Here is a 26,399-nt window from a genome sequence, read left to right as displayed (position 1 = left end):
ACAAATCATGGTAGATAAAGCATTAGGTGGCGCAGGCTTACGCGGACAAGTAGCAGGACAAACAGCATTATGTACAGTAGGGCAAACCGGTTCAGGTTTAACTTACTGTGGTTACGATATTAGTGAGCTTGCAGAGAAAGCGCAGTTTGAAGAAGTGTCATTTTTACTTTCACGCGGCGAGCTGCCAACCACTACAGGGCTGGCTGATTATAAAGCTAAACTTAAAAGTTTACGCGGTTTACCTGAAGCACTAAAAACAGTGCTTGAGAACATTCCTAAAGACGCGCACCCAATGGATGTAATGCGCACAGGTTGCTCTATGCTAGGTAACCTTGAAATGGAAAACGATTTTAGTGAAGCAAACGATGCAATCGACCGTATGGTCGCTATTTTTCCAAGTATTATTTGTTATTGGTACCGCTTTACTCATGATGGTGTTCGCATTGAAACACAAACTGATGATGACTCAGTAGGCGCGCATTTCTTAACAATGTTACACGACAAAGCACCATCAGCGCTGTTTGAACAAGTAATGAATGTGTCGCTTATTTTATACGCAGAGCATGAATTTAATGCTTCTACCTTTACCGGTCGTGTATGTGCATCAACATTATCTGACATTCACTCATGTGTTACCGGCGCTATTGGTACTTTACGTGGGCCATTACATGGTGGTGCTAATGAAGCTGCAATGGATTTGATTGAGAGCTTTACTAGTGCCGATCAGGCAGAAGACGCGCTTATGGGCATGCTTGAGCGTAAAGATAAAATTATGGGCTTTGGTCACGCTATTTACCGCGAGTCAGATCCACGCAATGTAATTATTAAAAAATGGTCTGAAAAATTAGCCGCAGAAGTGGGTGACGATGTGCTTTACCCAGTATCAGTTCGCTGTGAAGAAGTAATGTGGCGTGAGAAGAAGTTATTCTGTAATGCTGACTTTTTCCATGCATCGGCTTACCACTTTATGGGTATTCCTACTAAGTTGTTTACGCCTATCTTTGTAATGAGCCGAGTAACCGGTTGGACAGCACACGTAAAAGAGCAACGTGCAAATAACCGTATTATTCGCCCAAGTGCTGACTACACAGGGCCAGATGCGCGTAGCTACACGCCAATTGAATCAAGATAAACATATAGTCCATACAAAGGTGAGTTACCAACTCACCTTTTACGGCTTTAGCAAATTTTGCAAACAATACACCTTCAAATCTAAAGCCTGTCTTGATTAACCCCGTCACCAAATTAGCGAATTTATTATGACCATTATTAATAACACCCAATACCGTAAGCCATTACCAGGCTCAAATGTAGATTACTACGACACCCAGACCGCAGTAGATGCCATTAAACCAGGTGCTTACGCTACTCTTCCTTATAGCTCGCGTGTATTTGCCGAAAACTTAGTGCGCCGCTGTGAGCCTGATATGTTAACCGATGCGCTTAGCCAAATTATTGAGCGCAAGCAAGACTTAGACTTTCCGTGGTATCCGGCACGCGTTGTATGTCATGATATTTTAGGGCAAACCGCCTTAGTTGATTTAGCAGGGTTACGTGATGCCATTGCGCAAAAGGGCGGCGATCCAGCTAAAGTAAACCCCGTTGTACCTACACAATTAATTGTTGATCACTCGTTGGCTGTAGAGCATGCAGGGTTTGACCCTGAAGCGTTTGAAAAAAATCGCGCTATTGAAGACAGACGTAACGATGACCGTTTTCATTTTATAAACTGGACAAAAACCGCGTTTAAGAATATAGATGTGATCCCGCCGGGCAATGGCATCATGCACCAAATTAACCTTGAAAAAATGTCGCCAGTGATTCAAAACCGTGACGGTATTGCATTCCCAGACACATTAGTCGGTACTGATAGCCACACGCCTCATGTAGATGCGTTAGGTGTGATAGCTGTTGGTGTTGGTGGCCTTGAAGCCGAAAGTGTAATGCTAGGGCGCGCATCGTACATTCGTTTACCAGATATTGTTGGCGTAGAGCTTACCGGTAAACGCCAACCGGGCATTACTGCAACTGATATTGTATTGGCTATTACCGAATTTTTACGTGAGCAACGTGTGGTATCGACTTACCTCGAATTTTACGGTGAAGGGGCTGATGCACTGACGCTAGGTGACAGAGCGACCATTTCTAACATGACCCCAGAATTTGGCGCAACCGCGGCTATGTTCTACATTGACGATAAAACCATTGATTACTTGCGTTTAACAGGTCGTGATGAAGAGCAAATTGCACTAGTAGAAAACTACGCTAAAACAGCAGGTTTATGGAGCGATAGCTTAAAAACAGCGCATTATGACCGTGTACTTAAATTTGATTTATCAAGTGTAGGGCGCAACATTGCAGGTCCTTCAAACCCGCATCGTCGTGTATCTACTAGCGATTTAGCTAAAGAAGGTATTTCGGGTGTTGTTGAAAACGAAGAAGGCTTAATGCCAGATGGCGCGTGTATTATTGCCGCTATTACTAGCTGTACTAATACCAGTAACCCGCGCAATGTGATTGCGGCAGGTTTATTGGCGCGTAACGCGAATGCAAAAGGTTTAATGCGTAAACCTTGGGTTAAAACTTCATTGGCTCCGGGTTCTAAAGCAGTGCAATCGTACCTTGAGGACGCAAACTTATTACCAGAACTAGAACAACTTGGTTTTGGTATTGTTGGTTTTGCCTGTACTACCTGTAACGGCATGAGTGGTGCACTAGACCCTAAAATCCAACAAGAAGTGATAGATCGCGATTTATACGCAACAGCGGTGCTTTCAGGCAATCGTAACTTTGATGGTCGTATTCATCCGTATGCTAAGCAAGCATTTTTAGCATCTCCACCGCTTGTGGTTGCTTATGCAATTGCCGGTACCATTCGTTTTGATATAGAAAAAGATATCCTCGGTAAAGATCAACAAGGTAACGATGTAACCTTAAAAGATTTATGGCCATCTGATGAAGAAATAGATGCGGTGATCAAGCAAAGTGTTAAGCCTGAGCAGTTTAGAAAAGTATATGAACCAATGTTTAACTTAACCGTAGATTACGGCGAAGATAACGACCCTTTATACGATTGGCGCCCAGAAAGTACCTATATTCGCCGCCCTCCTTATTGGGAAGGGGCATTAGCAGGTGAGCGCACTATGAAAGGGATGCGCGCATTAGCGGTACTTGGCGATAACATTACAACGGATCATTTATCTCCTTCTAATGCGATTATGGCAAGCAGCGCTGCAGGTGAATACTTAACTAAGATGAACGTGCCAGAAGAAGACTTTAACTCATACGCCACGCATCGAGGCGATCACTTAACCGCGCAACGTGCAACGTTTGCAAATCCAAAATTACTCAACGAAATGGTCATTGAAAACGGCGAAGTTAAACAAGGCTCTTACGCGCGAATAGAACCTGAAGGTCAAGTTACTCGTATGTGGGAAGCAATTGAAACCTACATGGAACGAAAGCAACCGCTGATAATTGTTGCTGGTGCAGATTATGGCCAAGGTTCGTCTAGAGACTGGGCTGCAAAGGGTGTCCGCCTGGCGGGTGTTGAAGTAATTGCGGCTGAAGGTTTCGAGCGTATTCATAGAACCAATTTAATAGGCATGGGTGTTCTTCCACTTGAATTTTTAGCCGGTACAACCCGTAAAACACTTAAGCTCGATGGAACCGAATCTTATGATGTCGCAGGCGAGCTATCGCCAGGTGGTCGTGTTGATTTAATTATCACACGAACAGAGGGGGAAGTGATAACAGTTGAAACTAAATGTCGTATAGATACACAAGAAGAGCTGTCTATTTATACTGCAGGTGGTGTATTACAACGCTTTGCGCAAGACTTCTTAGAAGCAAGCAAAAGTGTATAAGGGGTAGATTATGGCATTTAAACCGCAGATTAAAGTACCCGCAACGTATATGCGTGGCGGGACAAGTAAAGGTGTTTTTTTCAACTTGACCGATTTGCCAAAGGCTGCACAAGTTGCAGGTCCTGCACGTGATGAATTACTGCTTCGTGTTATTGGTAGCCCCGATCCCTATGCTAAACAAACAGATGGCATGGGGGGCGCTACTTCAAGTACAAGTAAAACCGTTATTTTAAGTAAAAGCTCTCACCCCGATCATGATGTAGATTATTTATTTGGCCAAGTAGCAATTGATAAACCCTTTGTTGATTGGAGTGGAAACTGCGGAAATTTAACTTCTGCAGTTGGTGCGTTTGCAATTAGTAATGGGCTAGTTGATAGTTCACGTATTCCACAAAATGGTGTTGCAGTTATTAGAGTGTGGCAAGCTAACATAAAAAAAACTATCTTAGTGCATGTACCAATTACAATGGGTGAAGTGCAAGAAACTGGAGACTTTGAACTTGACGGTGTAACCTTTCCTGCTGCAGAAATAAAACTTGAGTTTATGGATCCAGCAGACGGTGATGGGGCATTATTCCCAACAGGTAACCTAGTTGATGAGCTTGAAGTGCCAGAGTTTGGCTCACTCAAAGCGACGATGATAAATGCAGGCATTCCGACTGTGTTTGTTAATGCACAGGATATTGGTTACACAGGTACTGAATTGCAGGACGACATCAACAATGATGTGGATGCACTTATTAAACTCGAATCTATCCGCGCTCATGGTGCTGTTAAAATGGGTTTGATCAGTGATATCAGCGAGGCCGCGGGGCGTCAACACACACCCAAAATTGCATTTGTTAACAAGCCACAGTCTTACATGGCTTCGAGCAATAAAGAAATTCCACAGACACACATCGATTTAGTTGTACGAGCTATGTCAATGGGAAAATTACATCATGCAATGATGGGGACAGCGGCGGTTGCTATTGGCACTGCTGCTGCCATTGATGGCACTTTAGTTAATCTTGCAGCAGGTGGTGGAGATCTGAATGAAATTAATTTTGGTCACCCATCGGGTACTTTAAAAGTGGGTGCCCAAGCTAAAAATACCGATGGTCTATGGCAAGTAACAAAGGCGAGTATGAGCCGCAGTGCAAGAGTTATTATGCAGGGTGTAGTGCACGTTCCTGTCTGAATAAAGACCAAATGTGCCTGAGAATCCCTTAGGCACTTGTTACAACTGTTAATGAATGTAAACGAAATGGGTTGGTAATGACGCTAAAAAGCATTCTCAGTTGCTCTACTAGAACAAAAAGCAGATATTTTTATATTTATTGTTAATTATATTATTGATAAATATAGGTTTTATATATTTTAATAAGTATTTCAAATTACTGAACCATGGAGTGTAATAAAAATTACAATTTAAGGTAAATTGTCATATATTAATGTTAAGTTTATGAAACTAAAATTTTAAACAGCTCATTACATTAATATGTACAGTTTGATACAAAATATTAACTTAAACGTTAGGCCGTATTAATGTATTCTTGCTTAAGTAATGCTAATTGCTAACAAGCGCTCAAGGAGATTTACATGGCGAATAGAATAATAAAGTATACCCCAATCGCGGCTTCGGTTGCATTAACCCTAAGTTTAGCTGGTTGCGGCTCGGACAACGAAAATGTATACACAAAACCCACTCCAGTTACAGTTTACAATGCTGAAGTAACGACTAACTTCAACACCAAAGTCTCAGGGAAAGCCGTAAAAGGTTCCCTAAAAAATGCAACTGTCACAGTAACTACGCTTAATGAAGCTGGCGAAAATGTTCCAGTGGCATTTCGCTTAGCTGCTGCGGATGAAAGCTTTTCAGCAGAATCTACAACATCTCAAGCTGATGCCGATGCAAGTGCTAAAGCAAAAATTGCTGCCTCAAACCCTGAAGCGTTTATGACCGCGGCAAATGGCGGCTACACGTTATTCATTGAAGACAGCTTTACAGGTCCACTTCATATTACTGTGGCAACATCTAAAGAAGGTGATGATAGCTTTGTAAAATGTGATTCATTGGTAGGTTGTGGTTCGTATGAAACAGCACCAGCCGTTTCAGATGATGAAACGATGCTAAACAATGGCGATACTGACATCGATTTTGGCGAATGGTACAAAGACGACTTAGCTTTACAAGTCGTTAAGTTTATAAGTCCACCAGAAACAGCCGCACAGAGCAAAGGGCCAAGTCCTCGCTTTGCTGATGGTGATAATGCTTCTGCCAAATCATATGCAGCAAATGCGACATTTTATACGAGTGTTGCCGCTAAATTATTACTCGATAGTGCTGCTGATGGCACAGCCGTTTCAGACGAAGAAGTTGCGGCAGCTAGCCTTAAAACACTGATTCAAATTGTTGGCCCAAGCGCTGCATTGAAAGCCTCAGCATTGATTGGAGATATATCTTCTGGTGGTGCAGTTGATTTTACTGATATCGGCGAAGGCGATTCATTGGATGCAGGCACATTAGCTCTAATGCAAACAGCTGTTTCGCTTCAAACGCTTGCGGGAACAGGCTCAAGTGGCTCATTAAGTAATTTAATTTCTAGTCTTTCGAGTGCTGTACAAACTGGTAAAGTTGCGAATAATGATGATGATGCTATTAAAAAAATAGCAACTGAATTACAAAAAGCAGTAGAAAATACTAGCTTGATTTTTTCTGCAGTAATCAGTGGCGAAGGTGTTGATGAAGCATTTGCAAAAGTAGCAGAGAATATGGGGGTAACTGACCCTGCAGCAATAGAGAAACTTAAAGCTAATGCTACTAAAGCAGTTGAAGAAGTCCAAACCAAAGCTAAGGAAGCGGGTGTAGATAAAGATTTAAATAAAACGGCCAAAGATGTTAAAGAAGCATTGAAAGAAATTGGTTGTACGGATGACTGTGATGTTGGTGAAGAATTTGACGCTAAATTAGCCTCAGAATTAAATTCAGAGCTTATTTTGGCGCAAGCTTTTATTGATGAAGTTGCACCGCAAGTTGAAATGGCTGCCGCGGCATTAGAAACAGTTGTTACATTAGGCGATGCAGGGCTTGAAACCTCCGACCAGGTTAAAGCATTTAGTGACGCAGTATTTGATGTTTCATCAAACCTTCCTAAATATAGCGATTGGGTTGTTAATATTGAAGCTTCACTAGCTAGAGCGTCAGGTCTTGTTAAATCAGCTCAGGCTTTGGCAGCCAAAAATGCAGCGTATGCTCAGGTTTTGACTGATGCACAAAATATTGAAGCCGATCTTGAGACTGGCCTTGCTGAAGTGAATTCTATTGTAACTGGCGTTGAAGCACAGGTTGTTCGTGCAAGTGAAGCCGTTTCTGCGTTGGGCTTAGATTTAGAAATCGCAGTTGCGAACGCAATGGCTGCGACAGAAAGTTTAACAGTTGCTCAATCTGCTGCTGAGACTTCATCTATTGAATCAACTTCAGCTAAAGTAGCTGTTGAGCAAGCTGTATATGGTAATGCAGAAGAAGCGTTGGCAGCTATAGAAGTTGCAAATTCAGCGTTAGCTGCAGCTCAAATGCTTTCAAGCAACGCAGATGCTCTTGAACTTGCTGCAACAGCTGGTGTTTCAGCAGCAACTTCACTTTCTGCAATTGCAGTAGAAGATGCGGATGTTACCTTAGCATCTACTCTTAACGAATCTTCAACTTTAGCTCTTACATCTTCATCTATACTTTTAATTCAAGCTGCTGATGACTCTGCAAAAGCGCAGATATTGCTCGAAGAAGCAACAATGGCTGCTCAGAAGTTTGAATTTTTAGTTCAAGTTAAAACAGACACTGCTTCGATTAGCAATGTATCACTAGCAACAAAGACCGGTGGTAAAGCCGCGTTTAATGTGGGTGAAATGGTTTACGATGTATTAGATGAAGCTTACGATTTGGGCGATGAAGCTACAGATGTTGTGTCTACACGTTACCCTGAATGGACTTACAGCTTTAATAAAACGAATCAAGGTGAGGAGCGTTTATTCTTAACATTAACTCACGAAGATGGAGAACAATTTGTTGAGTTAAAAGGCGAATACCTGTTTGACTCAAGCAAAACAGAGGCTCCAGCGAGATTAGCGCTAGCGTATAATGGTTACCTTGCGGTTGATGTACTTGACGATAATGACGAGATGCTTCGCACCGTTATGGCTACATTAGGCAATAAAGATGACGATTTGTCTGTTGTTGCAGCTGAATGCTTAGCTGGTAACATGCAACCTGGTGATACTTGTACTGTATTTGATTTCAGTGCAGATGTTTCTTTCGATGATATCTTCGATAGCACTTTAGCGAGTGTACAGTCTTGGAATGAGGTTACATTTACTGATGGCGATACTGGCTTTACTGGTACTGTCACGCTAAGCGGTGATGATATGTCTGAGATGGGTAATATTACTGCGTCTGGCTTGGCAGGTGAGTTGGACTTCACTGCTATGCTTTGGTTAGATGATTCAACAGATGATGAGACATATGGTGTTGAAGTTAATCTTCATAATGAGATTAATTACAAAATCGAGATGTCAGCCTCTGATAGTGATGATGTTTTCAAAGGTTCAGTAACTGCAAACTATAATGAAATGATGATGCAGTTTGGTACTGTGACTGAGATAACAAATGGTATTTCAGTTACATATATCGATGGTGAAGTTATCGATTACACTGACATTAGCTTTTTAGACGAAGCTAAGTAATACAAAATTAAGAGGGGGAAGTTTCCCCCTCTTTAATAATAACAAGTGAAATAAGTATGAAAAAAAAAATTCTGACGTTAGGATTTTCTTCTCTATTAATATCTCCTCTTAGCAATGCCAATACAGATTACCAGTTTTTTTCAACCTTAGATGCCGAAGTATACGCTGAGACTCAACCAGTAAAGTCTTTTATTGACGACTTTGATGCGCCTTTAACTTCTGGTGATAGTGCTTTCACTTACAATGTATTTGAGTTAGGGGTTGCTTATAAAAATCTAAAGGTAGGTTATCAAAGTCGATTCGATTATGTGTTAAGTTTTGACCCAGATACTGCGCGCTATTTACATACAGAAAAAAATGATTTGCCTTTTGAAGAAAGGAATTACATTTACGATCTAGATGGTAAACAATCAACAACTAATGGTTTATTTGTGTCTTATGATTTTAAATTTTTAGAGTCAGATACGCTTACTATCACCCCAAAACTAACCGTATTTGCAAGTACGCATTTTCAAGATGCACATGTCCAGGGCACAGTTTATAGCGATGAAATTCAAGGTGCACTAGAAGTCGATTATTATTTTTCTAAAGATATTCTTTTCAAACGATTTACACCAGACGAAAACCCATCAGGTGTGGGTTACAGTTTAGACTTGGCTGCAAATTGGGACATCAATCAAGATCTATCGGTGAGTTTACTAATCCAAGATTTACTCTATGAAACTGAATATGAAAAAAGTGGATTCGTAAATGGCTACACCACTGAAGTGCCATTTAGTGAAACTGCAGATGGCGGAATCGTATCTCAACCAACCATTCGTTTATCTACTTCTGAGCTTGGACATGAGAAAACGCACACTTTTGAAATGGCGACGCGTTACAAAGCGTATATCGATTACAGACTGAGTGATCAATACTCAACACAAATTAGATTTAAGCGTTACGACAAGGATTCATTTGTTCAAGTGAAGGCTGCGGTTCATTTTTGGGATCATTGGTCAGCATACACAGGGTATGAAACAAATAGCGAAGCGGTGCTGTTAGGAATAGAAAACGATTACTTAGGTTTTTCTGTGCAAACAGATAATTTAGATATCGACAAAGCATATTATGCCAATGTGAGTTGGTATGTGAAGTTAGCGTTTTAAGAGGCCCTCATGATAAAAAAAATAATTCCTTTGTGTGTATTTTCAGTACTAGTAGGGTGTGGCGGTTCATCTGATGATACAGCATCAACAGATGCTATCTCATTGCCTCAAACATCGTCTCAGGTTAGTTTTTATATTGCACCTTGGCAAAGCCCTGCTGGTACACTAAAAATAACCAATGAGCAGACTGCACAAGTGAGAACGCTGGCGGTTGATGACGTCAATTCACTTACAATAGATTTAACAAGTTTAGAGTTTCATAAGGTTGAGTTTATTTCAGACTCTGTGTCACTTCCTTGCCCTAGTTTTGATGGGTGTGGGAGAACGCTTCGTGACAACCCTAATGATGAAAATGGTAATCGACGAATTGATTACCAAGAAGTCATGGATATACCTCTGGATTATGCTGCGAAATTCTTTGCTGCACCAGGGAGTAATAATGTCTATCTTTCACCTGTGAGTGCGCTGAGCAGTGCTGAAAATTTGGATGTCACACTAGCTAGTTTAAGTGCCACTCCGTTTTATCACCTTACGCATAGCCAACTCAATGATAATTTAGAAGCGGAGATGCTTACAAATGCATTAACATTTGGGGTAATTCTTCAAAAAGCGAGAGAAATAGAGAGCCAACTTAATACACAGACCACGATTGTATCTACAGAGGTTGATTTCAAGAGTGGCATTGAGAGTTATGCACCATTTGCGCAACAATATCTTGCTGAAAATTTACTAAATGTTCAAGGAAATCAATTGATACAATCTGTTGCTGGTGAAATAAAGCAACGTATTTTTTCTTTGTCTAAACAAGATAAAATAATGGCTAGTGAGCTGCCGGTACCGACACTTGACTCTCGTCAGTTATTAGATGATGTACGAAATGCACTTGCTGTAATTAGACTTCAAGAACAAAAGTACAGTGATGAGCTCACTCAAAAGTTAACTCAAGCAGAGGCATTACTTGATACTGATTCACAGCAAACAGTATTAACATTTACGAATGTTATTTTTGATGTGTTATCAAACTTCTCACCGGCATCGAACACGAATGCTGGTACTTATAAGATTGGTAATTTAGATGTTATTTATGCGGAATCGCCTTACAGATGGCAGATTTCCGGCATGTACGACGATCACCAAGTACAAATAGACATGAATGTACCTAAATGGCAAATAAGTAGTGTGCTAGGGAATCAAATTAATGGAGAGATAAGTGCAAAGATCAATCGCGGTATAACTGAGCTTACTGTAGACGTCTCTGAGCTCATTCTTGACTTTGATGGTACAGATGACCCTTTTGACTTAACACAAGAAGAGGTCACAGGTATTGCAAACATAACAACTATGATTAAGCTTGAGAAAGAAGGTAGCGAAATAGAAGGAACACTCACTGCTAATATTGATAGATTCGTGAGCCCGTTTGAGGAGTTACTAACGGTGATCTCAGGTTTCGATTTTGATGGTGTTATTTCTTCAGATATTCAGACTACAGGTATTGCAATTCAAGCAATTGAAAAAACACCTTTTATAAATGAAGATTCGGCGAACATTTCTTTCTCTTTAATGTTAGATATGCCACTGAATGGTGCACCAGGCTTTAAGTTGGCGTACGTTGGGGATATGTCAAATCTAGATGTGCTTAATAATGCAAACATTTTTATTACGCTTGACCGACAGCCACTGGATATCGCTATTCGCCAGGTAGGTGAAAATACGAATGCGGTGATAAAAGGGCAGCATGGCCGTTGGATAGATATTAAACAAAAAGGGCGTAATTTTAGTGGCGGTCTGTATTTTGGCGATACACAAATTGCTGATGTAACTGCTGTTAGAGGCGTACCTGGAATTTTATTCTCTGATGGCACGTTTGAGTCTTTGTTTTAATATATACCTAAGCCATCTCAAGATGCGAGCGTCGTTGGAATTAAAAGCGATTTAGGCAAGGCATTGACTGCAAATAGTGGCCATTCTCTTGTTAAAATTAATAACGCAGTATAAATTGCTTTTAAACCAACCCGCTGGGCGTTTCACAGGCACTTACTTTCATCGTTGTTCCTTCTTAAAAGGGATACACTCTTACTAAGTACCGCCTTGATATTAAGCCCTGTGAAACCCTGAATTCTGCATCTTGAGGTGGTAGGGGATAACAAGTAGACCACCTAAAATAATTAATTGATCTATATACACTTATGACTCGATTCTTTTATTTGTTTCTCAAACACTTCATCTATATGCATTGCCTTTATTCTTGTGTTTATAGCTTGTAATAGGGATTGCCAATGGGCATTTTTCTTACTAACAGAGTAATGCAAGTATTTATATTCTAAGCTGGGCGTTAAAGCTACAAGCGAGCTGTTAATGATTTGTTTTTGATTGGTAGAGATTGGTGACTTTTCGACACTGGCTAAAAGTGAATCAAGATCAGCCACAATTAAGGTCACTCGTTTACTTAATAATAAGTTAGCGAGCTGAAACTCATTATTTACAACAATGGTAGCAATTTGATCATTGTCAATGAGCCTGTCTAGCTCAACAGTATTTTTGTAGGCTCGAATAACGCCTATGACTTCGCTTCTTATCGAGTTTAATGTGCCGTCATACTGAACGTTGTTATCTTTTAACGCAATAAGAGATAAGTCCCCACCGGGGATAGCTTCAGATAATGCCAATAGCTCATTACGTGTTTTATATGGCACGTTATCAGATTTCAGTGAGTCATCAATAAAGTATTCAGGAAATAAGATGTCAGCTTTACCCAGCTCAGCCTCTCTTACAGCACGTGCCCAAGGATAAAACGCCACATCAACGCCATAGCCTTGTGAAATAAGCATCTCAACGGTGACCTGAAAGACCCAACCAAAATCACATAGAGATTCATCAATATACGGCGGCCAGTTTAAGGTTACTAACTGGAGTACTTCAACAGCATTTAAGTTATAGCCATAACCACTATCGGTTAGCTGCCCCTCTACGGTTACGAGATCATCTCCTTGCATATAACTAATTGGTGGGGGAGATGCACAAGCAAGGCCGCAGAAAAAAAGTCCAAACACTACACTTTTTATCACTTCAGTCCTTCATTATATTATTCACTACATAATGTAATTCTAGACTGAAATTGGCTTATAACAAGCTCATGGTTCATCGATGCGCTTAACTACAGATTAGAAAAAGTCTAGACAGAATGAAGGTTTACTGTAATAGATTATAGAAGAAAAACTAATTAGTTTTAAAGTTGGTACGACCGAGTGGATTCGAACCACCGACCTCTACCATGTCAAGGTAGCGCTCTAACCAACTGAGCTACGGTCGTACAATATGAAACTTAAACTGAATTTATTACTAGGTAGCGATAAATTTGGTACGACCGAGTGGATTCGAACCACCGACCTCTACCATGTCAAGGTAGCGCTCTAACCAACTGAGCTACGGTCGTATCATATATTTAAGTATTGTTAAGTACTTAATACTAAACAACGGGTGCTAATATATAGCGTGTTTACAGGCGAATCAAGCTCGATCGTTCAATTTTAGTTTGTTTGCCGTTTTTTTATTCATATTGGGCTGATTTCACACTGCTTATAAAAACTTTGCCACCAAACTACATGGTTTTTAGCTGATTTCTTTAGCCGGTTGAGTAAGTTTTTTTCATTCGAATTAAAAAGCTGCTCGTTTAATGCAGCCTGACTATTCATGCTATCACCCCATAATATGTGGTAGTAAGGCATTAATCGTTCAAGTGCCCCAGTAAGTTGTGATTGATATGGTTGTAGCTGTTCAAGGTAAAACTTTTTAAAAATATTACTGATTATCTGTGCTTGTTTTTTGTTTTTTAACGGGTCACAAAGTGTACTTAACTCAATATTATTTGTTAGATAATCGGTGGTTAGTTCATTTAAGTATATTTGGTTTCTACTCGCTGTTATTAATGCCTGATTAAAGTTAAACCTATTTAGTTGCTCTAATCCTTGATATATATGCTGGGTATTTATGTTCTGATAGTCACTGGCATCTATTTGTTCTTTAATTGTAGCTATACGCTTCAGTGCAAGCTCTGTTTCAACGAGGCCATTGAAGTTGGTGTCTAATTCATAATGAGTAAGCTGCCATGTTTTTTTAAGCTCCACATCATTGTATAGAAAATGTTTGAAATGGTTGGCAAGTAATGTTTTTTTATTTATTAACGATGCGCTTATTTGTTGATATGAATTAGAATTCTCATCAAGTACTTTTAAGCACGCTGGTGCAGCTTTAATAAACTCTATTTGATAAATTAGTTTACTTGCAGGCGTTGCTAGTTTTCCAAGTTGAGAATTATGCTCAGCAATTAATGTGCTTAAAGCACATTTGTTAAGCTGTACTAATTGCAATACACCCACGCTTATATTGTTTTTATTAAAGGGCGCGGGTATGGGTTGGGTAATATTACTCAGCTTTTCTACTTTTGCGAATGGTTTATCAGCTGCATTGGATAACCGCTTTTGATATTCAAAGTGAATGTCGCTGGGTTGCTCGCTGCAACCCGTCATTAAAATAAGTAAAATAAAGATAAACAGATTAGCAGCACATAAAGTGAACTTACTCTGTTTGTATTGTATTTTATGAGATAAATGGTTCACGTTTAAATCGTCTTGTTACTGTTAACATTAAAAGTATAGCTGCTACCGATAAGCCTACAATAATACCTATCCAAAAGCCATGTGGGCCCATTGCTGGCACTATTAAATCAGTACGCGCTAAAACATACCCCAAAGCAAACCCAATAAGCCAATATGATATAAAAGTAATATATGAGATAGGGGCTGTATGCTTCAAGCCACGTAAAATGCCATTGGCAGCTACTTGTAATGCGTCAGGAAGCTGATAGATGCAAGCTAAAACCAAGATAGAGGTTGCTAATGCAATCACGTGTTTATCGTCAGTATAAAGCTGACTAATGAGATCGCGACCAAAGAAAGTGATTGTTGCAAGTAATATAGCAATCAAAACGGCTAATATGTAACTGGTAGAAACGGCCTGTTTCAGTTGCTTAAAATGGTGCTGGCCATATAAATTACCTATGCGAATACTAATCGCAATAGATAAGCTCAATGGCATCATAAATAGTAAGGTGGTTACACTGGCGGCTATTTGATGCCCAGCGACAGCAACGGCCCCTAGATGCGCAATAAATAGCGGGATACATGCAAATAAGGTGACTTCAAAAAAAGTGGCTAATGAGATAGGTGTACCGACTTTAGTTATGATCCACATTGTTGAGAGCTTGGGAGCTTTAAAATCCGATAGTAATCCTTTTGCATCTATCTTTTTACTTAACTGGCAATAAACAACTTGTACAATTGCCATAGCAGTAAACACAAGGGCAGTTGCAATCCCGCAACCGGCTCCCCCTAAAGCAGGCATACCTAGTTTTCCATAGATAAAAATATAATTAGCTGGTACGTTGACAGCAAGCCCGATAAGGCTAATGTAAAAAGCGGGTTTAGTCATTCCCATACCTTCAGTGATGTTTCTATAAACACTGAAAACTAGAAACCCAACAATCCCCCATTTAACAAAATGAATATAGTCATAGGCCATTGCAGCAATTGCTTGGCTAGTATTGAGTCTTAAAATTATCATATCGGCAAAGTAAGCGATTGAGAAGCCTGCAACACTTAATAAGCCTGCAAGGTAAAGACCTTGTTGAAAATAATGGCTGATATTCGTTTTATCATTGGCCCCCGAAAATTGCGCGATGATCCCCGTCAGGGCTAACAAAATACCTTGTAAGGCAAGCATTGCAGGATTCCAAACTCCAGTTGCAATTGATAGGGCTGCTAAATCTGTCGGACTCACTTGACCTGCCATGATGGTATCAACCACTGACATCAAAACCAACGTCACTTGTGCTAAAAATACTGGTACCGCAAGCGAAACAAGGCGTTTCGCTTCCCAAATACAAAAAGTCATAGTTCGCGCAAAAAATTTAAAATAAATGAATGCCAGTTTAATTGATTTATAGCAGAATAAAAGTTAACAGCGATGATTCACTGATCCTAAAATGATAAACTTTTCTATAAACTATAGAAATATGGATTCATAAGGTCATTTAAATATATGTTTACGGGAATAGTACAAACCAAATCAACCGTTTTTTCTCACCAAGTACAGCAGGGGGTATTGCGACTAACGTTATCTGTTGGTCTAAACTTTATTTCAAAGCTCGAAATTGGTGCCAGTATTGCTATTAATGGCTGCTGTTTAACAGTTGTTAAATTTTATGAAGGCGAAGATAACTTAGCCTATGTCTGTTTTGACGTTATTGATGAAACATTAAAGCTGACGAACTTAGGAAATTTAGCCAAGGGCGACGATGTTAACTTTGAACGTTCGATGATTTTTGGCACAGAATTAGGTGGACATATAATATCTGGCCATATTCACTGTTGCGCAGTGGTTGAACAAATTATAAATGACCAGAATAACTGTAAAATTAAGCTGAACTTACCTAGCGAATGGCAAAAATACGTTTTATATAAAGGGTTTGTAGCAATAAATGGTGCTAGTTTAACTGTTGGAGAAACAGATGACACTGGCTTTTGGCTACATTTAATTCCAGAAACCCTTGCAATTACAAACCTTGGTAATGCTCAAGTTGAAGACCGACTAAATATAGAAGTAGATCAACAAACGTATACAATTATTAATACGGTTGAAAATTACTTAGCAAAACAAGCGCGTTAAAATATTTGCTCGTTATCGCTGTCAATATGTAACTCTATTTTGTTGTATGCATGGTCAATGTGCATATTAAAATGAATAGGGTTGCAACAGGCACTGCAATCTTCAAAGTAATCTTGGTCGCCTTCGCTTGCGTCAAGGGTTATATGTATATGGTGCCCACAGTGCGGACAACTGATCCGTTGTGATAGTTGATTTTTCATAAATACTCCAACCTTCAAATCAACAAAAGCAACCCTGTAAATTTCATAATACGCCTGAGTGTACTTTTGTGGTGGTGTCTTGTTCAAAAATCCTATCTTAAATATAGTCTCAATTAGCTGTTTATGACATTCACTTTACAATAAAGTAGAGGTTATTTTATGAGCTGTTCTATTTGTTGTTTTGCTTCAACTAGATAGTGACCAGCATAAATATTTGCGTTATTAAGTATGGGATACAATTGGTAGATACGCTTACGTTTTTCATAGCCAGCAGCGAGGGGGTATAGATGATTATAAGCAGTATAGAAATCGTCAGGTAATGGGCCAAACAATTCACTCATCGCTATATCTACTTCCCGATCACCATAATAACTTGCTGGATCATAAATACTGGGTACAGTATTTATGAAGCCAATATTTCCACGCCAAAAATTACCATGTAACAAAGAGGGCTTGGTTGCATGGCTATGAAGTAAATCTTTAACCAAACCTATTAAGTATTCTTTATCAGTTAAGACAATGCCTTTTTCTTCGAGTAATTGTAATTGCCAACCAATTCGTTCTTCAGCAAAAAATACATCCCATTTTTTATGCCATTGATTAGGTTGGACTGTAAGGCCTAAAAAGTTATCGTCGTCAAATCCAAACATTGCCTGTTGATGTTTAAGGTGGAGGCTGGCTAAGTGATTTCCCATTGTTTGCCAGCTTGTGTGTGGTTGTTGATCGAATGTAAGCCATTCAAGAACTAAAAATGAAAATTCAATATTTGCACCTACCGTAATACAATCTGGTACCATAAAGAGGCTTTCTTGCGTGAGTAATCGTAAGCTATGTGCTTCGCATTCAAAACGGTCGAGCTGTGAATGGTGGCCAACTTTTACTAAATATTGATGGGTACCATCGCTAATTTCATACACCTTGAGATCATTTGTATTTTGTAGTTGGCGTTTAAAGGTATGCTTAAAATCAAAGTGCATTGCTTGGCTGATCTGCTCATTAACGGTATTCCACATAATATTGCTCACCTTTTATACAGATAACTAAACTATGGCAAAAAGTAGTTAAATAAACAAACTCTTGTATGTAAAATTCAAAAATCAGTTTTTTGTTATAACTCAATAGCGCCTGGAGAGAAATATGAACAAAAGTATGCTCACTAATTTAACTGCAATAGTATTGGTGTTATTAGGCTATTTTCTAGATCACGATATTGTACTTTCAATAGGCTTATTTGCGCTCTCTGGCGCTTTCACAAATTTGCTGGCTGTCCATATGCTATTTGAAAAGGTCCCTTTTTTGTATGGTTCAGGGGTGATTCAAGTGAAGTTTGGGCGTTTCAAAGAAGCCATTAAAGACTTAGTCGTAACAGAGTTTTTCTCCAAGGATAAAATAGCTAAGTTGCTGCAAGGTAAACAACCAGACATAAATCTAAAGCCCGTTATTGAAGATGTAAATTTAGACCCAGCTTTTGATAGTTTACTAGAGGTAATTGAACAGTCTCAGTTTGGGAGTATGCTAGCAATGTTGGGGGGTCCGCAAGCTATAGAGCCAATGCGCGAATCATTTACAGTAAAAATGAAAGCCTCTTTGATAACACTGAGTGAAACTGAAGAGTTTAAGCAACTTGTGAATGAAAAGCTAACTAAAGAAGCGATGTCTTCGGATGCGTTGTACAATACCGTATTAGGGCTGGTGGATGATAGGCTGAATGAGCTAACACCTGCCATGGTGAAAGATATTATTCAAACAATGATACGGGAACATTTAGGCTGGCTTGTTGTATGGGGTGGTTTTTTTGGTGCTTTATTTGGTTTAATTGCAGCTATTATTTAACTGTAAAAATTTTAAGCAGGCTAACGACTCGCCTGCTTAATTGGTAATATAACGCATAGCTTATTTAGAGCCAGACACAACTAAAATGGTGCTGTCGTCTAGTTTAGCTAAATCTTGAATGCTTGTTTTTGTACTCGACTCTAAATTTAAAAATTTTGCAGCTTTATTAAAGCCATACTTGCCTGCAAATTGAGCCAATTCCATATCATTACAACGTAATTTATTTACGGCTGTATTTTTACTCATACGCAAGTCACGCATTGTGGTTGAAAGTGTAATAGGCTTATTTGCTATTACAGCCATACATACTTGTGTAGCAGGGGTGTTATCAGCAGCAATAAATTCAGCTGCATGTGTATTGCTTGACGCAAGAGAGGCTGCGCCGATTAAAAGAGCCGTAGTTAGTGTAGTTGTTACAGTATTCATCATCATTCTCCAGGTATTGATGTTTAGTTGACGAGTTAATTATTGGCTTAATTTTAAGAGAATGCTGTTAATGAAAATCGACAAGATGTAAGGAACTATTTCATTGAGACACAACCTTAGTAACTTACTGTAATTTAATCCTTTTAAATATGTATTTTGACACATATACACGGGGTTTTTTTTCAATTTTATATTTGAATTTGAGCGATTTTCATACTGTTTTCATTGGCTTTACACCTCATTTACTTTAGAGTAAATACACTTTATTCATTATCGTGGCTGACATATACTTTCAGACTGCTATTATTCGCGATAATTATTTAACTCCCCGATGGAGATGATGTGAGTAGTAAGTTTTCTCAATATTACCAGCACGCTTATGCATGTAATCAAAACAACTTTAACCAATGTTTTTATTGTGGTTGTGAGGCAACAGAACGTGATCATTGCCCCCCTTTGCATATGTTGCAAAGTACGATTGATCTTGGTGAGGATGCTGATTTTATAAGTATTGCAGCATGTTATGAATGCCATGCTTTATTACACAATGAGCGATTACTCACCATTGATGAACGTTTTAGTACATTAAAAAAGAAATTAGCGAATAAGTACGCAAAGCCACTGCGTGTCTATAATATGTGGCATGAAAATGAGCTTGCTGACATGAGTGATGAATTTGCACACAGTATAAAAGCAGGCATGACATTAGGTAAAGAAGCCGCTGAGCGTATGGCATTTGTAGGTTTCACTTACGCAACAGAAGAAGCGAAGGTGACTGTTCGAGAAAAAACCCCGGAGTTTGACGTCGAGGGTAGTGTATTTAACGATTTTAAAGATGCTTTAAATTATTGTATTGATACCTTAAAAGTTCAGCGAAGTGATTTTTATAAAATTTTAGTTGAAGATTACCAAGGTGATTTTAATAAAGCGCTAAGCCAATACCGCCATCGTCATGATAAAGTCACGGCGGCAAAAGATGGGAATTGCCTGATTAAAGAATTCTCAAAACAACACAAACAGAATTCAGACTTTGTCACTCGGACAGTAAAGTATTTTATTAATCAAGACCCGAGCCTTTCAACGCAAGCTGCGCTGGATAAGCTCTATACTAATTATGTAAAAAAATAATCTGTGTGTCATTTTAAAGCAACTCAATGAATTTATTTCTGATGGGTTTATTGGAATGACATTCACCTTAAATAAATGCAGCTCCAGCTTATTTTTTAGCTTTATGCTGTTTATTTATATACATTAACAAAAAAACAACAGAGACTGACATGATGCAAAAATTTGCTCCTTCATTGCTGGTCGTTGCACTTGGTGTCGCTTTAGCGGGCTGCCAAGATAACGGTCCTCAAGACGAAAAAGTGACTATAAATAAAAACCCATACCCGAGTACCTACACACCGCTTAAATCAACCAGCACTTTAATTACTAACGCGACTGTTTTAACGGGCACTGGTGAACGCTTAGAAGAAGCTGATGTGCTATTAGTCGATGGTAAAGTGCAACAGGTAGGTAAAGATTTATCTGCTAGCGCTGATGTGACAATTGATGCGCAGGGTAAATGGGTAACACCTGGTTTAATCGATGTGCATTCCCACCTTGGTGCCTACCCAAATCCATCGGTTGAGTCGCACCAAGATGGGAATGAGATGACTAGCCCTAATACCGCTGAGGTATGGGTTGAGCACTCTGTATGGCCACAAGACCCAGGTTTTAACCGTGCACGTGAAGGCGGCATAACCTCATTACAGATCCTACCTGGCTCTGCAAATTTATTCGGTGGTCGTGGTGTTACTTTAAAGAATGTACCAGCCCATACAATGCAAGGAATGAAATTTCCTGATGCACCATATGGCTTAAAGATGGCCTGTGGTGAAAACCCTAAACGGGTTTATGGCCGCAAAGGTATATTGCCAATGACTCGTATGGGTAACATGGCGGGCTATCGTACCGCATGGATTGGAGCTGCAGAATACAAGCGTGAGTGGGATAAGTATGAAGCTGACTACGCTGCAGGAAAAAACCCAGAAGTACCTCATCGCGACATTAAATACGACACTTTACGTGGTGTATTAGAAGGCGAAGTGATGATCCATAACCACTGCTATAAAGCAGAAGAAATGGCTATGATGATCGACCTATCAAAAGAGTTTGGTTACCACGCTGGTACTTTCCACCACGGTATTGAAGCATACAAAATTGCTGATTTACTAGCTGAAAATGGTTCATGTGCTGCACTTTGGCCAGACTGGTGGGGCTTTAAAATGGAAGCCTACGATATGGTCCAAGAAAACGTCGCGATTGTTGATGCAGTTAAAAACTCATGCGCGGTTGTTCACTCAGATTCAGACACAACGATTCAACGCCTAAATCAAGAAGCGGGCAAAGTAATGTTCCGCGCAAATGATAATGGTTTTAATATCTCAGAAGCGCATGCAATTAAGTGGATCACGGTAAATGCAGCAAAGTCGCTCGGTATTGATGATAAAACAGGCTCGCTTGAAGCAGGTAAACAGGGTGACGTTGTCATTTGGAATCAAAATCCTTTCAGTGTTTACGCAAAAGCTGAGCAAGTATTTGTAGATGGTGCGAAAGTGTACGACCGTGAAGATACAGCGTTCCAAGCACAAAGCGATTTCATGTTAGGTCAAAAATAAGGAGTAACTAGAATGACAAAATTAACACACTCATTTTCACTCTCGCTAGTTGCTGCTGGTTTATTGGCGAGTACTGCTGCGAATGCTGAATCTTTCGCAATTATTAATGCCACGGTGCATACATCGACAGAGCAGGGCGTTTTAAATGGCGCTAGTATTGTATTTGACGATGGCAAAATTACAGCTATTAACCCTGCAAAGGTTGAAGCTGATAATATTGTTGATGCACAAGGACAAATTGTTACAGCCGGTTTCATTGGCAGTATGAACCAGTTAGGTTTGGTTGAAGTTGGTGCTGTTGCAGGATCTCGTGATGCTGGCGATGACAAAGCAGGCATCGATTTTGATCCAAGCCTTGCGTTTAACCCTCGTTCAAGCTTGATCCCATATGCGCGTAAAGGCGGTATAACGCGTGATGTAGTTACACCTCACGGTGGTGATAGCATTTTTGCAGGTCTTGCAACTGTAGTCGATTTAAGCGGTGAGTTTGATAGCGTTAAACAAACACAGGCTGCATTGGTTGTTTATTTAGGTGAACAGCGCAAAGGTTCACGCGCAATGTCACTCAAGTCGTTAATTGAGAAGCTGAGCGAGCATCAGCAAAAATCAACGAAAAAAGACAAAAAAGATGACGCAAAGCCAAGTACAGAAGATAAAGTCTTAACTCAAGTACTTGCCGGTGAAATGCCACTGTTGGTAACGGCATCTCGTGCATCAGACATCATTGAACTTATAAAAGTTAAAGAACAGTTTTCACTTAACCTTGTTATTTCAGGTGCACAAGACGCCGTTGTTGTTAAAGAGCAATTGGCCAATGCACAAGTACCAGTGATAATGAGTGCGATGGATAACTTACCAGGCAGCTTTGATTCATTACATGCTCACTTAACCAATGCAGGTGAGCTTGAAAAAGCAGGCGTTAAAGTTTTACTGGCGATTGCAGGAGATGGCAGCCATAACGTGTATCAGTTACGTTTTGACGCCGGTAATGCTGTATCGTATGGCATGACGCAAGAAGGCGCATTAAAAGCAATTACAGCGAATGTAGCGGATGTATTTGGTATTAATGCAGGTCGTATTGCGGTTGGTAAAGCCGCCGACTTGGTGATGTGGAACGATGATCCATTTGAGCTAAACAGTCACGTGACGAAAATGTTTATCAATGGCGTCGAGGTGTCTACTGAATCGCGTCACGATAAACTTAGAGATCGTTACTTGACAGAGTCAAATATGCCCCGTGCATACACTAAGTAAACCTTAGGGTTATAATTAGGCCGCATTCGCGGCCTTTTTTGTATCTACAATTCAACGGATACAAAAAAGGCGCTCAATGAGCGCCTTTTAATTAATCACCTAAAAATTATACTAGCTTAGCTAAAATATCGTTAAATGTAGCACTTGGACGCATTGCATCAAATGCAGCAGAATCGTTAGGTTGGAAATATCCACCTACGTTCATAGAAACACCTTGTGCATCGTTAAGTTCAGAAACAATTTGCTCTTTTTGAGCTTCAAGATCACCAGCTATTTGAGTGAATTGAGCGTTTAGCTCAGCATCATCATTTTGTTTAGCAAGTTCTTGTGCCCAGAATAAAGATAAGAAGAAATGAGAACCACGGTTATCAATTTCGTTTACTTTACGAGATGGAGATTTATTTTCAGCTAGGAAAGTACCTGTTGCTTTATCAAGTGTATCTGCAAGTACTTGTGCTTTAGCGTTACCTGTTGTTGAACTAAGGTGCTCAAGCGAGGCAGCAAGTGCTAAGAATTCACCTAAAGAATCCCAACGCAAGTGGTTTTCTTTTTCGAACTGTTGCACGTGTTTAGGTGCTGAACCACCCGCGCCAGTTTCGAATAAACCACCGCCATTCATAAGCGGCACGATTGAAAGCATTTTCGCACTTGTACCAAGTTCAAGAATTGGGAATAAATCAGTTAAGTAATCACGTAACACGTTACCTGTAACTGAGATAGTGTCTTTGCCTTCTTTGATGCGTGCAAGAGAGAAAAGCGTTGCTTCTAGTGGCGCTAGAATTTGTATATCAAGACCAGCAATATCATGGTTTGGTAAATATGCATTTACTTTTTTAATGATTTGCGCATCGTGAGCACGGTTTTCGTCAAGCCAGAAGACAGCAGGATTACCGGTAGCACGTGCACGGTTTACAGCCAGCTTAACCCAATCTTGGATTGGTGCGTCTTTAACTTGGCACATGCGCCAAATATCGCCTTGCTCAACATTATGCTCAAGTAAAGTAGCGCCATTTGCATCAACAACACGAATTACACCGTCAGCAATCGCTTCGAATGTTTTGTCGTGAGAGCCATATTCTTCTGCTTTTTGAGCCATAAGGCCCACATTTGGTACGCTGCCCATTGTGGTTGGATCAAATGCACCGTGCTCTTTACAAAAATCAATCGTTGCTTGATATACGCTTGAGTAACAACGATCAGGGATAACAAAGCTCGTGTCTTGTAATTTACCGTCGTTATTCCACATCTGACCGCTAGAACGAATAGCAGCAGGCATTGAAGCATCGATAATTACATCGCTTGGAACGTGTAAGTTAGTAATACCACGGTCTGAATCAACCATTGCGATAGCAGGGCGGTTAGAATATACAGCCTGGATATCAGCTTCGATTTCAGTGCGTTTTGTTTCATCTAATGATTGGATCTTAGCGTAAACATCACCTAAACCATTATTTACATCAACACCCAGCTCTTCAAATAACTCGCCATGTTTAGCAAATACGTCTTTATAGAATACTTTTACAGCGTGACCAAAAATGATTGGGTCAGATACTTTCATCATGGTTGCTTTCATATGTAATGAAAACAGCACACCTTTGTCTTGAGCTGCTTGAATTTCAGCTTCTAAGAACGCGTGCAATTTAGATGCGCTGATAGACGATGCATCGATCACTTCACCAGCAAGTAATGGAGTGCTTGCTTTAAGCACAGACACATCACCATTTTTAGCAACGTGCTCAATACGAACATCAGTTGGTGCTTCAACAGTTACTGATTGCTCAGAACCAAAGAAATCACCTTCTGTCATGCTAGCAACGTAAGAGGCAGACTCTTTGCTCCACGCACCCATTGAATGTGGGTTGTTACGTGCATATTCTTTAACAGAGCCAGGTGCACGACGGTCAGAGTTACCTTCACGTAATACAGGGTTTACTGCGCTTCCTTTAATTTTGTCATAGGTCGCTTGAATTGCTTTTTCTTCGTCTGTTTTTGGTTCAGCTGGGTAGTCTGGAAGTGCATACCCTTTGTCTTGTAGTTCTTTGATAACAGCACGTAATTGTGGAACAGACGCACTGATATTCGGTAATTTAATGATGTTAGCTTCAGGTGTCTTAGCAAGCTCACCTAATTCTGCTAGTGCATCGCCAATGCGCTGCTCTTCAGTTAAGTAGTCAGGGAAATTAGCAATTACACGGCCAGCTAAAGAGATGTCACGTGTTTCAACTTCAACACCAGCGGCATTTGTGTATGCTTGAATGATCGGTAGCAAAGAATACGTTGCGAGTGCCGGAGCTTCGTCTGTTTTAGTATAGATAATTTTTGATGTCATCATCATTCCTAGATAGTTGGCATAAAGCCATATTCAACAATGCAAAGAATATCATCACCAATGCTGGCAATGATCAGTCTGTTAGGTGTTAATACTGCGAGTCATTGGCAAGCAATGACATGATTCAATAATCACACCTGACGAACTGGTTTTTAATTTAATGTTATGTAGCCGCTAAATAAATAAGCCATTAGCATAATTTTATCACTAATCAGCCATTTTTAGGCGGTTATAAGCACAAAGAGTGTAACAAGCTTGATGCAAAAGGGCTAATAACAAATCCTACATGGGGCCACTAAAAGGTAATTTCAAGGGTAGAACACTATTTCGAAGTTCAAAATGAAAATAAATTAGATGTATTTTAGATAGTAAAATAGAGGGAAAGTTAAGCGAGGATCTTTACAGGTCGCTCGCTTGTAGTGTTGCACTTCTTTAACAACTACACTAACTCTTCGTTAGGAGCAATATTAGTCGCGTGTAGGCCCTTTGGGCCTTGCTGTAATTCAAATGTTACATCTTGACCAGCTTTAAGTGTTTTATAACCGTCCATTACAATCGTTGAGTAATGTGCGAATATGTCATTCTCGCAGCCGTCTTCCACGATGAAACCAAAACCTTTGGCGTTATTGAACCATTTGACTTTACCACAAGCCATACTTCTACATCCTTCTATAAGTTGACTAATTTAGTTATTCTAAACCGTATAATTTGATAGACTGACTAAGGTTTAATCAATCTATAATTGACTGTAGTTTATTTATACTACCAGTCAAGTGATTTAAACTATTTTTTAACATTTTATTTATTTTTTTATTCAAGTTTGCTTGAGTTCCAAAGACAAGACTATATTTAATTATGAGTGGCATGAAAGATTCAGGTGTTTTAGACACAGTTCGCGATAGTGAAAAGCAAAAGCTACAACCACCGCGGAAATACAAAGTCATTTTAAATAATGATGATTACACGCCTATGGACTTTGTGATAGAAGTACTAGTGACGTTTTTTAATATGGATAGCGATAGAGCAACAGATGTGATGCTTCAAGTTCATCAGAATGGGCGGGCTATCTGCGGTGTTTACACCGCAGATGTTGCACAAACAAAAGTTGAACAGGTAAACCGTTATGCACGTGATAACGAGCATCCACTGCTATGTAGTTGTGAGCAGGAATAATACCAAGGTAGGGTGAACAAAATACCCATCACAACGGTATATAAATAATATCTCATTAAGGGGTT

Annotated in this window: 20 protein-coding genes and 2 tRNA genes; 12 read left to right on the top strand and 10 right to left on the bottom strand. The window is 39.7% G+C overall.

Translation table 11 applies throughout. The annotated features are described in order from the left end of the window. Nucleotides 1–7 precede the first annotated feature (7 nt). From prpC to ATS75_RS03105, 6 genes are all read left to right on the top strand, one after another. The gene (gene prpC / locus ATS75_RS03130; RefSeq protein WP_058558953.1) at nucleotides 8–1,132 is read left to right on the top strand and encodes a 2-methylcitrate synthase; all 1,125 of its coding nucleotides are present in this window, start codon (nucleotides 8–10) and stop codon (nucleotides 1,130–1,132) included. Between the two features lie 127 nt (nucleotides 1,133–1,259). After that, nucleotides 1,260–3,866, top strand: coding sequence for a Fe/S-dependent 2-methylisocitrate dehydratase AcnD (gene acnD, locus ATS75_RS03125; RefSeq protein WP_058558952.1), 2,607 nt, complete (start codon nucleotides 1,260–1,262; stop codon nucleotides 3,864–3,866). Nucleotides 3,867–3,876: 10 nt separating this feature from the next. Next, nucleotides 3,877–5,046: a 2-methylaconitate cis-trans isomerase PrpF gene (prpF, locus tag ATS75_RS03120; RefSeq protein ID WP_058558951.1), complete on the top strand. Its 1,170-nt coding sequence runs from the start codon at nucleotides 3,877–3,879 to the stop codon at nucleotides 5,044–5,046. A gap of 401 nt (nucleotides 5,047–5,447) precedes the next feature. Beyond that, complete coding sequence (locus tag ATS75_RS03115) at nucleotides 5,448–8,585, top strand: hypothetical protein (RefSeq protein WP_058558950.1); 3,138 nt, start codon at nucleotides 5,448–5,450, stop codon at nucleotides 8,583–8,585. 56 nt (nucleotides 8,586–8,641) lie between these two features. Then, nucleotides 8,642–9,733, top strand: a complete 1,092-nt coding sequence (locus tag ATS75_RS03110) for a hypothetical protein (protein WP_058558949.1) — start codon at nucleotides 8,642–8,644, stop codon at nucleotides 9,731–9,733. 9 nt (nucleotides 9,734–9,742) lie between these two features. Beyond that, a complete protein-coding gene (locus ATS75_RS03105) occupies nucleotides 9,743–11,614 on the top strand; it encodes a hypothetical protein (RefSeq protein WP_058558948.1) in 1,872 nt (623 codons plus the stop codon). Between the two features lie 293 nt (nucleotides 11,615–11,907). Here the strand turns inward: ATS75_RS03105 and ATS75_RS03100 are convergent, their stop codons facing one another. From ATS75_RS03100 to ATS75_RS03080, 5 genes are all read right to left on the bottom strand, one after another. Then, nucleotides 11,908–12,798 (bottom strand): substrate-binding periplasmic protein, encoded by an 891-nt coding sequence (locus ATS75_RS03100; protein ID WP_058558947.1) that lies wholly within the window; start codon nucleotides 12,796–12,798, stop codon nucleotides 11,908–11,910. A 168-nt stretch (nucleotides 12,799–12,966) separates the two neighbouring features. Then, nucleotides 12,967–13,043, bottom strand: a tRNA-Val gene (locus ATS75_RS03095). 46 nt (nucleotides 13,044–13,089) lie between these two features. Continuing rightward, nucleotides 13,090–13,166, bottom strand: a tRNA-Val gene (locus tag ATS75_RS03090). A 118-nt stretch (nucleotides 13,167–13,284) separates the two neighbouring features. Beyond that, nucleotides 13,285–14,349 carry a DUF3080 family protein gene (locus ATS75_RS03085; protein WP_058558946.1) on the bottom strand — a complete coding sequence of 355 codons (1,065 nt, stop codon included), beginning with the start codon at nucleotides 14,347–14,349 and terminating at the stop codon, nucleotides 13,285–13,287. Continuing rightward, nucleotides 14,330–15,682, bottom strand: coding sequence for an MATE family efflux transporter (locus tag ATS75_RS03080; RefSeq protein ID WP_058558945.1), 1,353 nt, complete (start codon nucleotides 15,680–15,682; stop codon nucleotides 14,330–14,332). The genes ATS75_RS03085 and ATS75_RS03080 overlap by 20 nt, the downstream gene beginning before the upstream one ends. A 147-nt stretch (nucleotides 15,683–15,829) precedes the next feature. On the opposite strand from ATS75_RS03080, the gene ATS75_RS03075 reads away from it, so the two are divergent. After that, complete coding sequence (locus tag ATS75_RS03075; protein WP_058558944.1) at nucleotides 15,830–16,456, top strand: riboflavin synthase; 627 nt, start codon at nucleotides 15,830–15,832, stop codon at nucleotides 16,454–16,456. On the opposite strand, the gene ATS75_RS03070 is transcribed toward ATS75_RS03075, so the two are convergent. Together ATS75_RS03070 and ATS75_RS03065 are read right to left on the bottom strand one after the other, a co-directional pair. Further along, nucleotides 16,453–16,656 carry a CPXCG motif-containing cysteine-rich protein gene (locus ATS75_RS03070; protein WP_058558943.1) on the bottom strand — a complete coding sequence of 68 codons (204 nt, stop codon included), beginning with the start codon at nucleotides 16,654–16,656 and terminating at the stop codon, nucleotides 16,453–16,455. The genes ATS75_RS03075 and ATS75_RS03070 overlap by 4 nt on opposite strands. 152 nt (nucleotides 16,657–16,808) lie before the next feature. Then, nucleotides 16,809–17,669 (bottom strand): fructosamine kinase family protein, encoded by an 861-nt coding sequence (locus ATS75_RS03065; RefSeq protein WP_058558942.1) that lies wholly within the window; start codon nucleotides 17,667–17,669, stop codon nucleotides 16,809–16,811. Nucleotides 17,670–17,793: 124 nt separating this feature from the next. Here ATS75_RS03065 and ATS75_RS03060 point away from each other — a divergent pair, with 124 nt between their 5' ends. Then, on the top strand, nucleotides 17,794–18,489 hold the full coding sequence (locus tag ATS75_RS03060) for a hypothetical protein (RefSeq protein ID WP_058558941.1): 696 nt from the start codon (nucleotides 17,794–17,796) through the stop codon (nucleotides 18,487–18,489). A 60-nt stretch (nucleotides 18,490–18,549) separates the two neighbouring features. On the opposite strand, the gene ATS75_RS03055 is transcribed toward ATS75_RS03060, so the two are convergent. After that, on the bottom strand, nucleotides 18,550–18,915 hold the full coding sequence (locus tag ATS75_RS03055; protein ID WP_058558940.1) for a DUF3718 domain-containing protein: 366 nt from the start codon (nucleotides 18,913–18,915) through the stop codon (nucleotides 18,550–18,552). A gap of 342 nt (nucleotides 18,916–19,257) precedes the next feature. On the opposite strand from ATS75_RS03055, the gene ATS75_RS03050 reads away from it, so the two are divergent. From ATS75_RS03050 to ATS75_RS03040, 3 genes are all read left to right on the top strand, one after another. Then, complete coding sequence (locus tag ATS75_RS03050) at nucleotides 19,258–20,043, top strand: hypothetical protein (protein WP_058558939.1); 786 nt, start codon at nucleotides 19,258–19,260, stop codon at nucleotides 20,041–20,043. 152 nt (nucleotides 20,044–20,195) lie between these two features. After that, nucleotides 20,196–21,578, top strand: coding sequence for an amidohydrolase (locus ATS75_RS03045; protein WP_058559080.1), 1,383 nt, complete (start codon nucleotides 20,196–20,198; stop codon nucleotides 21,576–21,578). Between the two features lie 12 nt (nucleotides 21,579–21,590). Beyond that, nucleotides 21,591–22,832 carry an amidohydrolase family protein gene (locus ATS75_RS03040; RefSeq protein WP_058558938.1) on the top strand — a complete coding sequence of 414 codons (1,242 nt, stop codon included), beginning with the start codon at nucleotides 21,591–21,593 and terminating at the stop codon, nucleotides 22,830–22,832. Between the two features lie 106 nt (nucleotides 22,833–22,938). Here ATS75_RS03040 and ATS75_RS03035 read toward each other — a convergent pair whose 3' ends face one another. After that, nucleotides 22,939–25,161 (bottom strand): NADP-dependent isocitrate dehydrogenase, encoded by a 2,223-nt coding sequence (locus ATS75_RS03035; protein ID WP_058558937.1) that lies wholly within the window; start codon nucleotides 25,159–25,161, stop codon nucleotides 22,939–22,941. Nucleotides 25,162–25,600: 439 nt separating this feature from the next. Beyond that, a complete protein-coding gene (cspD, locus tag ATS75_RS03030) occupies nucleotides 25,601–25,816 on the bottom strand; it encodes a cold shock domain-containing protein CspD (RefSeq protein ID WP_058558936.1) in 216 nt (71 codons plus the stop codon). Nucleotides 25,817–26,025: 209 nt separating this feature from the next. Here cspD and clpS point away from each other — a divergent pair, with 209 nt between their 5' ends. After that, a complete protein-coding gene (gene clpS, locus ATS75_RS03025; protein WP_180270382.1) occupies nucleotides 26,026–26,334 on the top strand; it encodes an ATP-dependent Clp protease adapter ClpS in 309 nt (102 codons plus the stop codon). The last annotated feature ends 65 nt before the right edge of the window (nucleotides 26,335–26,399 follow it).

The organism is Pseudoalteromonas sp. H105 (assembly GCF_001469215.1).
Lineage (GTDB): Bacteria > Pseudomonadota > Gammaproteobacteria > Enterobacterales > Alteromonadaceae > Pseudoalteromonas.
Note: the sequence above shows the minus strand (reverse complement) of the source record. Positions and strands in the feature narration are given on the sequence as shown.

Excerpts from the sequence above, each read along its gene's own strand:
- ATS75_RS03115 (WP_058558950.1), top strand. The coding sequence starts at position 5,448 with ATGGCGAATAGAATAATAAAGTATACCCCAATCGCGGCTTCGGTTGCA.
- ATS75_RS03060 (WP_058558941.1), top strand. The coding sequence starts at position 17,794 with ATGAACAAAAGTATGCTCACTAATTTAACTGCAATAGTATTGGTGTTA.
- ATS75_RS03045 (WP_058559080.1), top strand. The coding sequence starts at position 20,196 with ATGCAAAAATTTGCTCCTTCATTGCTGGTCGTTGCACTTGGTGTCGCT.
- ATS75_RS03110 (WP_058558949.1), top strand. The coding sequence starts at position 8,642 with ATGAAAAAAAAAATTCTGACGTTAGGATTTTCTTCTCTATTAATATCT.
- ATS75_RS03105 (WP_058558948.1), top strand. The coding sequence starts at position 9,743 with ATGATAAAAAAAATAATTCCTTTGTGTGTATTTTCAGTACTAGTAGGG.
- ATS75_RS03035 (WP_058558937.1), bottom strand. The coding sequence starts at position 25,161 with ATGACATCAAAAATTATCTATACTAAAACAGACGAAGCTCCGGCACTC.
- clpS (WP_180270382.1), top strand. The coding sequence starts at position 26,026 with ATGAAAGATTCAGGTGTTTTAGACACAGTTCGCGATAGTGAAAAGCAA.
- prpC (WP_058558953.1), top strand. The coding sequence starts at position 8 with ATGGTAGATAAAGCATTAGGTGGCGCAGGCTTACGCGGACAAGTAGCA.
- cspD (WP_058558936.1), bottom strand. The coding sequence starts at position 25,816 with ATGGCTTGTGGTAAAGTCAAATGGTTCAATAACGCCAAAGGTTTTGGT.
- ATS75_RS03080 (WP_058558945.1), bottom strand. The coding sequence starts at position 15,682 with ATGACTTTTTGTATTTGGGAAGCGAAACGCCTTGTTTCGCTTGCGGTA.
- ATS75_RS03065 (WP_058558942.1), bottom strand. The coding sequence starts at position 17,669 with ATGTGGAATACCGTTAATGAGCAGATCAGCCAAGCAATGCACTTTGAT.
- ATS75_RS03055 (WP_058558940.1), bottom strand. The coding sequence starts at position 18,915 with ATGAATACTGTAACAACTACACTAACTACGGCTCTTTTAATCGGCGCA.
- ATS75_RS03040 (WP_058558938.1), top strand. The coding sequence starts at position 21,591 with ATGACAAAATTAACACACTCATTTTCACTCTCGCTAGTTGCTGCTGGT.
- ATS75_RS03070 (WP_058558943.1), bottom strand. The coding sequence starts at position 16,656 with ATGAAAAATCAACTATCACAACGGATCAGTTGTCCGCACTGTGGGCAC.
- acnD (WP_058558952.1), top strand. The coding sequence starts at position 1,260 with ATGACCATTATTAATAACACCCAATACCGTAAGCCATTACCAGGCTCA.
- ATS75_RS03075 (WP_058558944.1), top strand. The coding sequence starts at position 15,830 with ATGTTTACGGGAATAGTACAAACCAAATCAACCGTTTTTTCTCACCAA.
- prpF (WP_058558951.1), top strand. The coding sequence starts at position 3,877 with ATGGCATTTAAACCGCAGATTAAAGTACCCGCAACGTATATGCGTGGC.